Annotated in this window: 10 protein-coding genes; 1 reads left to right on the top strand and 9 read right to left on the bottom strand. The window is 43.2% G+C overall.

All coding sequences use genetic code 11. The features are described 5' to 3' along the window. Positions 1-9: 9 nt before the first annotated feature. From yaaA to FD735_RS02925, 5 genes are all read right to left on the bottom strand, one after another. Positions 10-738 carry a peroxide stress protein YaaA gene (yaaA, locus tag FD735_RS02950; RefSeq protein ID WP_139658425.1) on the bottom strand — a complete coding sequence of 243 codons (729 nt, stop codon included), beginning with the start codon at positions 736-738 and terminating at the stop codon, positions 10-12. 79 nt (positions 739-817) lie between these two features. After that, the gene (locus FD735_RS02945; RefSeq protein ID WP_139658424.1) at positions 818-949 is read right to left on the bottom strand and encodes a DUF3953 domain-containing protein; all 132 of its coding nucleotides are present in this window, start codon (positions 947-949) and stop codon (positions 818-820) included. 86 nt (positions 950-1,035) lie between these two features. Further along, positions 1,036-2,631, bottom strand: a complete 1,596-nt coding sequence (locus tag FD735_RS02935; protein ID WP_139658423.1) for a hypothetical protein — start codon at positions 2,629-2,631, stop codon at positions 1,036-1,038. Positions 2,632-2,642: 11 nt separating this feature from the next. Next, positions 2,643-3,053: a peptide deformylase gene (locus tag FD735_RS02930; RefSeq protein WP_139658422.1), complete on the bottom strand. Its 411-nt coding sequence runs from the start codon at positions 3,051-3,053 to the stop codon at positions 2,643-2,645. Positions 3,054-3,157: 104 nt separating this feature from the next. Then, positions 3,158-5,854, bottom strand: a complete 2,697-nt coding sequence (locus FD735_RS02925; RefSeq protein WP_139658421.1) for a cation-translocating P-type ATPase — start codon at positions 5,852-5,854, stop codon at positions 3,158-3,160. Between the two features lie 306 nt (positions 5,855-6,160). Here FD735_RS02925 and mntE point away from each other — a divergent pair, with 306 nt between their 5' ends. Continuing rightward, positions 6,161-7,354 carry a CDF family manganese efflux transporter MntE gene (gene mntE / locus FD735_RS02920; RefSeq protein WP_139658420.1) on the top strand — a complete coding sequence of 398 codons (1,194 nt, stop codon included), beginning with the start codon at positions 6,161-6,163 and terminating at the stop codon, positions 7,352-7,354. A 53-nt stretch (positions 7,355-7,407) separates the two neighbouring features. Here the strand turns inward: mntE and FD735_RS02915 are convergent, their stop codons facing one another. From FD735_RS02915 to dapB, 4 genes are read right to left on the bottom strand one after another with little or no spacing between them, the layout of a single operon-like run. Next, on the bottom strand, positions 7,408-8,019 hold the full coding sequence (locus FD735_RS02915) for a hypothetical protein (RefSeq protein WP_139658419.1): 612 nt from the start codon (positions 8,017-8,019) through the stop codon (positions 7,408-7,410). Further along, on the bottom strand, positions 8,016-9,884 hold the full coding sequence (locus FD735_RS02910; RefSeq protein ID WP_139658418.1) for an ABC-F family ATP-binding cassette domain-containing protein: 1,869 nt from the start codon (positions 9,882-9,884) through the stop codon (positions 8,016-8,018). The genes FD735_RS02915 and FD735_RS02910 overlap by 4 nt, the downstream gene beginning before the upstream one ends. Continuing rightward, the gene (locus FD735_RS02905; protein ID WP_139658417.1) at positions 9,881-11,080 is read right to left on the bottom strand and encodes a CCA tRNA nucleotidyltransferase; all 1,200 of its coding nucleotides are present in this window, start codon (positions 11,078-11,080) and stop codon (positions 9,881-9,883) included. Before FD735_RS02905 ends, FD735_RS02910 begins: the two co-directional genes overlap by 4 nt. Next, positions 11,077-11,844 carry a 4-hydroxy-tetrahydrodipicolinate reductase gene (dapB, locus tag FD735_RS02900; RefSeq protein WP_084971137.1) on the bottom strand — a complete coding sequence of 256 codons (768 nt, stop codon included), beginning with the start codon at positions 11,842-11,844 and terminating at the stop codon, positions 11,077-11,079. Before dapB ends, FD735_RS02905 begins: the two co-directional genes overlap by 4 nt. Positions 11,845-12,044: the final 200 nt, after the last annotated feature.

The raw sequence follows: 12,044 nt of genomic DNA, 5'->3' as shown, positions 1-12,044 counted from the left end.
GAGCTGGTTTTATGCTTGTTTCACAAAGACGAGTTCTAAATCACTTGATAAATCAGGTCGATAATCAAAACCTGCAAAACTGAGTTTGCGAGCTTGTTCGACTGTTTGAACTTGCCCTTCTATCAAGGCGGTCAAAAAGGCCCCACGCGCTTTCTTGGAAATGGTTGAGTGGATTTTTAACTGATCTGCCTTGTCCTCCATAAATTTGAAGGTCACCATCTTTTCTCTGATTTCTTTCGAAAATACGGTTTCAAACTCTGATGATAGGAGTGAGAATATCAAGTCCTCGTCCTGAAGTGCCTCATCATAGGCTGATTTCCAATGACTCTTTAGGGTTTTTCCAGCCACTTTTAACTTCATCAAGAAGTCCAAACGGTGTGGAGCCATAGGCGACAAGGCTGGGACAACACCGTATAAAGCCGAGGTAATCAGGACATGATTTTCAAGATAGGTTTGTTCAGCCTCGGTTAACCCATCTCGTTTGATGTGACGATACATGAGACCATCGAAAAGTTTCAAGGCTGGATAATGTTTAGCCCTGTGATCTTTTAAAGCTTGAATATGAGCGTACTCTTCTTCTGCTTTCTCGGCAGATACCTTATAAAAAGTCTCTAATTCACTAGCTGAGTAATGCACCAGTGAGTCAAGGACTGCCTGACTTTCTTCCCTCAAGGGGAGCGCTTCAATACAAGGATGGTCTGTGTTCATTTCTTTTGCTGTTGGGATTAAAATTTTCATATTGTTAGTGTAGCATATTTTTCAATCACGACCAAGAATTTCATCTTAAAAACCTCAGTATGAACCGAGGTTTCTCTGTTTATTTTGTCCATCCTAACCAGATAGCCACGAGAACAAGGGCTGTGCCAGCTAAGCTTGTTAAGATAGATAAGAATTTATCTTTTTTCTCCTTGAACTGAGAAAACCTATTTTTATACTCAATGAAAATCAAAGAGCAAACTAGGAAGCTAGCCGCAGGCTGTACTTGAGTACGGCAAGGCGACGCTGACGTAGTTTGAATTTGATTTTCGAAGAGTATTATTGTACTTTAAAGGTCTTGAGATAGTTATCTTTTCCAACTTGACCTTCGAAGGATTGGCCATTTTCGAGGTAAGGAAGGTCGTCTGACACTGAGGCCTTGACCTTATAAATCTTGCCATCAACTTTGAAGAAGTAGACGGTGTCACCCTTGATAACAGCTGATTTAAGGTCTGAAACCACTCCCTTGATGTTTTCTACCGTTTCATTATCCAGCTCTAGGTCGTTTTTATTGGCATATTTGCTGAGGAGTTCATCTACTGTAGCTGCTACGATGACGTTTTGGTACTCTACTGCATCAACCAAAGCATACTCCTTGACCAAACCTGCATTGTCCTTCAATCCCATGATGTAGAGCGGTTTGTCATTGAGATTGACAAGGATAGGGAAGGTCGCCTTATAGGCTTTTTCCTGCACTGCTCCTTCTGCGGAAGCACGGGCTGATTCTTCGGTTGCTGAAGCTAGATTGTACTTGGTGATTTCACCAGTGCGCATATTTTCAAGGATAAATCCTAGATTACTTTCGTCAGCGTTGGCTGAAGTCACCCCTGTGTAGAGATAAATGTCATTTCCGATAGAAAGATAGTTATAGCCTTCTGTCGTTTGGGTAACGTTTTTCTTAGAAATCAAGGCATTCCAGAAACCGTCTTTATACTTACCGTTGTAGTTGATTTGCTGGATGGTTTCTTCTGCTGGATAGACACGATCCACCCATTCTGGTACTTCATCCAAGCTGTATTCCTTGGTTTCTCCATTGGTGGCGTCTAAGATAATAACAGACGAAGGACGAGGGACTCCTAGACCAAACTGTTTTTGATAAACGGTTGCTACATAGTAAGGATTGCCTTCATCATCCACCTCAAAGGAAGGCGTTTTAAAAATCTTGGTTGGGTACTTGATCCGAAGATGACGTTTGACGTCTCGGTTAAAATACTCAGAGTCTGAATACTTCATTGGCGTTTTTAAATCCACCAATTCCGCATTTCCTGTCACCATATCAACCTTGATATACTCGCCAATTCCCTTGGACTGATTATTAAACCATTTGATCGGGTCGGCATACTCCAAAGGAGTTACCCGATAGGGCTTGCCATCAACCGTCAACTGGGTATAAGTATCTGCTGCTACGTACTGGGAGACCTTATCCGTCAGAGAGCCTAGATAACGGTCTCCAATCTTTTCGGCGGTACTCCGATCTAAAATCGGAACCTTACTGGTATCACTCTTAGGAAAATCTTTAAAGTCTTTTTCTGTGATAGACACCACATTAGCATAATTTTTTGCTTGGAAAAAGCTAGAGGTCACTAGACTTACCAGACCAGCAAGGGCAAAGATGAGTCCTGCAGCCAGAAATAATCCTCTACTAAGTTTGGTAAAAAGGAATCCTTCTAGATTGAGATCTTTGGCAGCCTTGCCATGACGTACATGAACAGTTTTGAGGAGATTGGTATCCTTGCGGAAACTAAACAAAATCCCCATCACCACCAAATGCCCACAGAGAAAGAAGATGAATTCCCAACTAGTCAGATTGAAGGGTGGTAAAAAGATATACCAAGTCGTTGCGATAAAAACAAGTTCAAATAGTATGCGTTTCATCTGAATTCCTCCTAAATAATCCGTCCTTCCAAATGATCCAGTTCATGTTGGCAGATCTGAGCTGGAAAACCTGTTAACGTAATGGTCTGTTCCTGCCACTTGCTATCACGATAGGAAACCGTAATCGTTTCATAACGAGTTGTTGGTCGCACCCCAGTCAAGGACAAACAACCTTCCTCTGTCTCGTAAGGTCCTTTGTAGGAAAGGAGAATGGGGTTAAACATGACCATAGGAACTAAGCCAAGATTAAAGATAATGACACACTTCTGCACCCCAATCATATTAGCCGCCAGACCGACACAGGTCTCTCGATTAGCCAGCAGAGTATCCTGCAAATCCTTAGCCAGATAAAGGTCTTCCTGACTTGCAGCTTTCGAGACCTGCGACAAGAATAAGACATCTCGGACAATTTTCTTTTCCATTCTCTTTCACTCCTTGCTATTTTACTTTATTATAGCACAAAAGAGGATAACTTCTAACCATTCTCCTCAAATGCAAAAAAAGCCATCCGAAGATGACTTTCTTTTTAAATCGCGTTCTTATCAAGACCAAGTTTACGTTGAACAAACTTAACGATTTCGACGATAAGAATCATTGAGAAGCTTCCAGCTAGAACAATAGCCCATTGTGACAAGTCTAGTTTGGTTACGTGGAAGATACCTTCAAGGGGTTCTACAACGATGGTCGCCATCAGAAGAATGAAGGATACCAAGATAGACCAGTTGAAGGTCTTAGACTTGAATGGTCCAACTGTCAAGATGGATTGGTAAACAGACTTAACGTTGTAGGCATGGAAGAGCTGAATCAAACCGAGTGTTGCAAAGGCCATTGTAAGGGCATCTGCGTGAATAGCTTGGTTGTCTCCTACATGGACTGGATAGGCAAGAGCTAGACCATAAACGGTCAAAACCAGTGCCCCTTGGAGTACACCTTGATAGATGATAGAACTCAAGACACCACCTGAGAAGAAGCTAGACTTACGTCCACGTGGTTTGTGGGTCATAACACCTGGCTCAGCAGGTTCAACACCAAGAGCAATAGCTGGGAAGGTATCGGTTACCAAGTTGATCCACAAAAGATGAACTGGTTGCAAAACATCCCATCCAAAGAGGGTCGCTAAGAAGATGGTCAAAACCTCAGCTGTATTGGCAGAAAGAAGATATTGAATAGTCTTTTGAATGTTTGAGAAAACCTTACGTCCTTCTTCAACTGCGACGATAATAGTCGCAAAGTTATCATCCGCAAGAATCATATCAGAAGCTCCCTTAGAAACCTCTGTACCAGTGATTCCCATACCGATACCGATATCAGCTGTTTTCAGAGCAGGTGCATCATTAACACCGTCACCTGTCATGGCAACGACCTTACCTTGGTTTTGCCAAGCTTTGACGATACGAACCTTGTGTTCTGGAGATACACGCGCATAAACAGAGTATTGACCAACTACTTTTTCAAATTCTTCATCAGAGAGTTCGTTGAGCTCAGCACCTGTCAAGACATGGTCTTCCGAGTCATTTTCATCAATGATTCCCAAACGTTTAGCAATGGCTTCCGCTGTGTCTTGGTGGTCACCAGTGATCATGATTGGACGGATTCCTGCTTCCTTAGCGACACGAACCGCTTCTGCCGCTTCGGCACGCTCAGGGTCAATCATCCCAATCAATCCAGTAAAGATCAAGTTGTTTTCCAGTTCTTCAGAAGTCAAGTTTTCTGGAATGCTATCAATAATCTTATAAGCACCTGCAAGAACACGCAAGGCTTGGTGAGCCATTTCCGAGTTGTTTGTGTGAATTATGTCATTGACTTGATTATCAATCGGAGCGACATCTCCAGCTTTATCCCGAGCAACACAACGTTTCAAGAGTTGGTCAGGAGCTCCCTTAACCGCCACAAGGAATGTACCATCTGGCAATGGGTGAACTGTTGACATGAGCTTACGATCTGAGTCAAATGGTAACTCAGCTACACGAGGATATTTCTCTAAGAACCCTTTAACATCGTAGCCCTTGTCCAAGGCATACTGGATGAAGGCTGTTTCCGTTGGATCCCCGATCAGGTTACCTTCTGCATCAATCTTAGTATCGTTAGCCAAGACAACTGAACGAAGAAGAGGCATTTCAAGACCTAGTTCAATGTCATCAGCTGAATCATGTAGGACTGCATCATAGAAGACTTTTTCGACTGTCATCTTGTTCATGGTAAGCGTACCAGTCTTATCAGAAGCGATGATCTCAGTTGAACCAAGTGTTTCTACTGCTGGCAACTTACGAACGATAGAGTTTCGTTTTGCCAAAACTTGAGTACCAAGGGCAAGAACGATGGTCACGATAGCAGGAAGTCCTTCTGGGATGGCTGCAACAGCAAGCGCAACAGAGGTCATCAACTCACCAAGTGGATTTTTACCTTGAATGAAGACTCCGACTACAAAAGTAACAAGGGCAATGACCAAAATTGCATAGGTCAAGACCTTAGAAAGGTTGTTCAAGTTTTGTTTGAGTGGTGTATCCGTCTCATCCGCATCTTGGAGCATGCCAGCGATATGACCAACTTCCGTGTACATACCTGTATTGACAACAACACCAAGACCACGACCATAAGTCACATTTGAGTTTTGGAAGGCCATATTGACACGGTCACCAATACCAGCATCTGCAGAGAGCTCGACAGTCAAGTCTTTTTCGACTGGAACAGACTCACCTGTTAGGGCTGCTTCTTCGATTTTAAGAGAGTTGGCTTCTAGCAAACGTAGGTCTGCTGGTACAACGTCACCTGCTTCAAGGGCAACGATATCTCCAGGCACCAATTCTTTGGAATCAATCTCAGCCATATGCCCATCACGAAGAACGCGCGCAGCTGGACTAGACATCGATTTGAGGGCTTCGATGGCTTCTTCCGCTTTTCCTTCTTGGTAAACACCAAAGGCTGCGTTGATGATAACAACGGCTAGAATAATGATGGCATCTGCAATATCTTCCCCACCAGAAGTTATGACAGACAAGATGGCTGCAGCAACCAAAATAATAATCATCAAATCCTTAAACTGTTCGATGAATTTAACCAAGAGAGATTTTTTCTCACCCTCTTCGAGTTCATTGCGCCCATATTCAGCTAGGCGTTTCTGCGCTTCGCTTGACGAAAGGCCTTGCTCAGTTGCTTCAACCGACTTCAAGACTTCTTCGGGACTTTGAGTATAAAACGCTTGGCGTTTTTGTTCTTTTGACATATGTCTCCTCCTTGACTTTGTGTGCAAAACAAGCTCTCTTTTGGTTTTATGACAAACAAAAAGAGACCTGTTAATCATAACAAGTCTCGCTGTTTAAGATAGCGCCGGAAAGAATACTTTGCAGTATAAAATTCGGAATGACGACACTATCACAGGTTTCTGCCAGCTACTCCCTTGAGTAGTACTATTATATCAAAATTTGAATAATTTTCAAGAATTAAAATCCGATGAAACAAGACTAAATTTGAATTTTCCTTTGAAAACCAGTATAATGTAAGAATACTATATGACTAGAAAGGAAGCCCGATGAAGCAATCCATGTCAAATCTCAAATTGGCAGAACGTGGAGCCATTATCAGCATTTCGACTTACCTCCTCTTGTCTACGGCAAAATTAGCGACTGGTCACCTCCTGCATTCTTCCAGTTTGGTGGCAGATGGTTTCAACAACGTATCCGATATTATCGGAAATGTTGCTCTTCTGATCGGTATTCGTATGGCACGTCAGCCTGCAGACCGTGATCATCGTTTCGGTCACTGGAAGATTGAAGATTTGGCTAGTTTGATTACTTCCATCATCATGTTCTACGTTGGCTTTGATGTTCTTCGGGACACCATTCAAAAAATTCTCAGTCGGGAACAGACGGTTATCGACCCTCTGGGTGCAACTCTCGGAGTCGTCTCTGCGTCAGTCATGTTCGCAGTTTATCTCTATAATACTCGCCTCAGTAAGAAATCCAAGTCCAAGGCGCTCAAGGCTGCCGCCAAGGACAATCTTTCCGATGCTGTTACCTCACTTGGGACTTCCATTGCCATCCTAGCCAGCAGTTTTAATTATCCAATCGTGGATAAATTGGTCGCTATCATCATCACCTTCTTTATCTTAAAGACAGCCTATGATATCTTTATCGAGTCTTCCTTTAGTCTTTCAGATGGTTTTGACGACCGTCTGCTGGAAGATTATCAGAAGGCCATCATGGAGATTCCAAAGATTAGTAAGGTTAAGTCCCAAAGAGGGCGCACCTACGGTAGCAATATCTACCTTGATATCACGCTGGAGATGAATCCCGATCTATCAGTCTATGAAAGTCATGAAATTGCGGACCAGGTTGAGTCTATGCTAGAAGAACGATTTGGTGTTTTTGATACTGATATCCACATCGAACCTGCTCCTATACCTGAGGACGAAATTTTGGACAATGTCTATAAAAAACTACTCATGCGCGAGCAATTGATTGACCAAGGCAATCAATTAGAAGAACTCCTTGCTGAGGACTTTATCTATATCCGTCAAGATGGAGAGCAGATGGATAAAGAGGCTTATAAGTCTGAAAAAGAACTTAATGCTGCGATTAAGGACATTCAGATTACCTCCATCAGTCAGAAAACCAAGCTCATTTGCTATGAGCTAGATGGCATCGTCCACACCAGTATCTGGCGTCGCCATGAAACTTGGCAAAATATCTTCCACCAGGAAACAAAAAAAGAGGACAAAGAGTAACCCTATCCAGTGGATAGGGCTTTTTTGATTATTCTACTTTAAGTAAAGACAGACTATGACGGTTTGGAAGATTTGCTTTTCGAAGCTTGTTTTGCCTCTTTTCTTGCTTGACGATTTTGTTCGATACGCCATTCTCTTTCATAGTACTTCATGGCCTCATAGACCCTTTCAGGAAGTCCTACATCTAATAGAAAGATCGGGATGATCAAATCTGCTGACGGATGAAAAGGGAGACACCTTCTCTTCAGTAGAGTTAGAAACGATGGTTTTTTCACATTTTCCTTGTTCTTAAAACAGACTTCAATCCGATAGGAATCCCGATACTTCCCTCGAATTCGCGAGAAGAAAAAGTCCTCTACATCAGCCCAAGCATAGAAATGACTGGGTTTCTTTGGATTCGGTTTGTAGTAAAAACCTTGAACAGTACATCTCAAATATTCCTTATCCGAGCTTAATAGTCTGTAAGTCTGATAAACTACTACTCCAGCACAAAAAAGTACAAACAGCATTAACAAAAGACTTATCGTATGAAGTCTGGTCCCCTTTTGCGAATACGAATGGAGATAATAGAGAGGTAACAAGAAGAAAAGCACTGAAGCGAGGCCAAACAAGGCATTCCAAATGATTTTCTTGGGACTACGTTTAATGACTTTTTCTTCCATCATGCCAACTCACTTAAATATTCATAGCGTTCGTATTTTTCAAGGAGTGCTTCGTTTTTCTCATCCAGTTCTTTTTGGAGAGTAGCCAGCTTACCAAAGTCGGAGCCATTTGCCTGCATCTCCTCTTCAATAGTAGCGATACGATTTTCCAAGTCTTCAATATCGCCTTCAATGCTTGCCCACTCCTGCTTTTCTTGATAGGTCATACGCTTCTTGTCTTCACGGACTTTGACCACTTTCTCTTTTTCGGCCTTTTGAACTTGACTTGCTGTTTCTGCTTCAAAGGCTTTTTCGTCAAGGTAATCAGTGTAATGGCCAAAGAAAGGACGAATCTTACCATTCTCAAAGGCGAGAATCTTGGTCGCTACCTTATCCAAGAAATAACGATCGTGGCTAACTGTCAAGACAGGACCTGCAAAGCCCTGCAAGAAATTTTCCAAGACTGTCAAGGTCGCAATATCCAAGTCATTGGTTGGCTCGTCCAAGAGGAGAACATTTGGTCTTTCCAAGAGCAATTTGAGGAGATAAAGACGTTTTTTCTCGCCACCAGACAATTTCTCAATCAAGGTTCCATGCGTCGAACGTGGAAAGAGGAACTGCTCTAGCAACTCAGCGATGGAAGTTGTAGAACCACCACTGGTCTTAACCTCTTCTGCTACTTCCTGCAGGTAATTGATAACCCGTTTGCTTTCATCCAAACCTTCAATTTGTTGAGAAAAATAGGCGATGCGAACCGTCTCACCGATGATCACTTGGCCTTTAGTCGGCTCAAGACTCCCTGCGATGAGATTAAGCAGAGTTGACTTCCCGACACCGTTGTCCCCAACGATTCCGATACGGTCTTTGGCTTGCACCAATAGATTAAAATCTTGCAAAATGGGCTTGTTTTCATAGGAGAAGGAAACATTCTGAAACTCGATGACTTTTTTCCCAATCCGACTGGTTTCAAAGTTCATGGTCAAGTCTGTATCAGCAACGCCATCTGAAACTTCTTTTTTCAAATCGTGGAAACGATTGATACGAGCTTGCTGCTTGGTCGCACGCGCCTGCGGTTGTCTGCGCATCCAGGCCAGTTCTTGCTTATAAAGTTGTTCTTTTTTGTGGAGAAGGGCAGCGTCACGCTCATCTTGTTCCGCTTTTAGGCGGACATAGTCCTGGTAATTTCCCTGATACTCGGTCAAGCCTGCTCGGTCCAACTCGAAAATCCGTGTTGACAAAGCGTCTAGGAAATAACGATCATGTGTGATAAAGAGAACGGTCTTCTTGGAATTTTTCAAAAAAAGGGTCAGCCACTCAATGGTCGCAATGTCCAGGTGGTTAGTCGGCTCGTCCAGAAGCAGGAGGTCGTGGTTTCCTAGGAGAACTTGCGCCAACTGAACCCGTCTTCTTAGACCACCTGACAATTCACCAACTGGAGTCGACAAGTTCTGAATACCTAGCTTGCTGAGGACCGTCTTGACCTGGCTTTCAATTTCCCAGGCTTGGAGAGAATCCATCTCTGCCATGACCCGTTCCAAACGAGCCTGCTTGTCCTCACTGTAGTTGAGCATGATTAACTCATACTCACGAATCAACTGGATTTCCTTGAGGTCGCTGGACAGAACCGTGTCCAAAACTGTCTTGCTATCATCAAAATCTGGATTCTGAGTCAAGTAGCCAATCTTATAGTCATTCTTAGCTGAAAAAGGACTGACATCCCCGTCATAGCCAGAAACACCTGATAAAACATCTAAAAGGGTGGTCTTACCCGTTCCATTGACACCAATCAGACCGATTCTGTCCAAATCATGGATGATAAAAGAAATATCCTTAAAAACGGTCTTGTCACCAACGGATTTACTTAGTTTTTCAACGATAAAATCACTCATTTTTTCTCCCTCAGGTAAGTATGAATGGCATCACGGTCATTCTCCAAGTCACCATCGACAATGGCAAACTCAATCTCAGTTAAAATATCTCCCAAATCTGGACCTGGCTGGTAACCATATTCCTTGATTAAAATACCACCGTTAATCTGGATTTCTTTCTTGTCATGAATGGTCAAACTCTGGTAAGTTTCTGTGATAAGTTGGGGGTTGACCTCTTTTCCTTGGGCTTGACGAAGACGTTCAGCTTGTAGAAGGGAATCCAAGTCAAAACGGTAACAATCACGCTTGCTCAACTCTCCTTCTTCTCGTAGAGCCAAAATAGTCAGCAAATCCTGAACCTGCTTTACAAATTGACGTGAGGTTTTCCAATGCTTCAAAAATGGCTGTGCATCCTTAATCTCCAAAGCCCACAAGAGGGTCGCCCAGGCTTGTTCAGAAGACTCAAAGGTGAAATTCGCCTCTAAATCAAACAATTTTTGGAGCTTTTCTCGACTGTCTGCCATATCAGGGAGGTAATCATAAGCTTGACTCTCAATCATGGAAGCTAAGCCCCTTCTCCAAAACGGAGCCAGCAAGAGTTTATCAAACTCAACGAAGGTACGCTCCACAGAAATTTTCTCCAAAAGTGGCGTTAAGGCCTTCATAGCTTTAAACGTTTCTGACTCAAGTTCAAAGCCAAGACTGGCCTGAAAACGGAAACCACGCATAATCCGCAAAGCATCTTCGTTGAAACGTTCACTAGCCACTCCAACTGCTCGCAAGACTTGATTTTCCAGATCTTTGAGACCATGGAACAAATCAATAATTTCGCCTGTCTCATCCAAGGCAAAGGCATTAACTGTGAAATCACGACGTTTGAGGTCCTCTTTTAGCGAACGCACAAAGGAAACCGCACTGGGTCTGCGATAGTCTACATAGACATCCTCTGTCCGAAAGGTGGTTACCTCATACTCCTCGTCACCATCTAAAACCAAGACAGTTCCGTGCTCGATTCCGATATCAGCTGTTCGCGGAAAAATCTGCTTGGTCTCTTCTGGATAGGATGAAGTCGCAATATCCACATCGTGGATAGGACGATTGAGGAGGGCATCTCTGACGGAGCCCCCAACAAAATAGGCTTCAAATCCTGCTTCTTTAATTTTTTCTAATACTGGTAAAGCCTTCTGAAATTCAGAAGGCATTTGCGTTAATCTCATAATAAGTGTTCTAATCCATAGACAAGCTCATGACGCTTGACAACTTCTTTGATTCCCAAATTGACCCCTGTCATGAAGGAGCTGCGATCATAGGAGTCATGACGAAGGGTCAATCCTTCTCCCTGATTGCCAAAGATAACTTCTTGATGAGCTACTAAGCCTGGCAAACGAACTGAGTGGATCCGCATGCCATCAAAATCAGCACCACGGGCACCTGCAATCAATTCTTCCTCATCAGGCGCACCTTGTTGGATAGACTCTCGAACTTCTGCCATCAACTCAGCTGTTTTAATGGCTGTTCCACTCGGAGCATCTTTTTTCTTGTCATGATGGAGCTCGATAATCTCCACATTTGGGAAATATTTGGCAGCCTGGGACGCAAATTGCATAAGCAAGACAGCGCCCAAGGCAAAGTTAGGGGCGATCAAGCCACCCAAATCTTGTTCACGGGAAAATGCTTTTAGTTCTGTAATTTCTTCACTAGTGAATCCTGTTGTTCCAACTACTGGAGCAAAGCCATTTTCAAGAGCAAAGCGTGTATTTTCGTAGGCAACGGCTGGTGTAGTAAAATCCACCCAGACATCCGCTTCAACACCAGCCAAGTCAGCCTTATCATTGAAGACAGGAATTCCCTGCCATTCTGACTCAGACTCAAAAGGATCCAAAACTGCGACCAAGTCCAAGTCTGGATCAGCCAAGACCATCTGACAAGCAGCCTGACCCATCTTTCCCTTAAAACCGGCAATAATTACTCGAATACTCATCTCTACTCCTGTCTAAGATACAAAGCCTGTAAGAACACAAAGTGAAAATAGGAGTTCTAATCAAGGAGTGTCTACTCCTTGGAAGAACTATCTTTTTCACACAGGGTTCCAGGCGTGTTCAATTATCAAGATACAAAGGACGTTAGCTGCCCATGAAAAATAGGGAATGGCACTGACTTTCCATGAAAGGTAAGACAGGC

This window comes from Streptococcus sp. 1643 (assembly GCF_006228325.1).
Lineage (GTDB): Bacteria > Bacillota > Bacilli > Lactobacillales > Streptococcaceae > Streptococcus.
The sequence above is the reverse complement of the archived record's forward strand: the minus strand, read 5'-3'. Positions and strand labels throughout refer to the sequence as shown.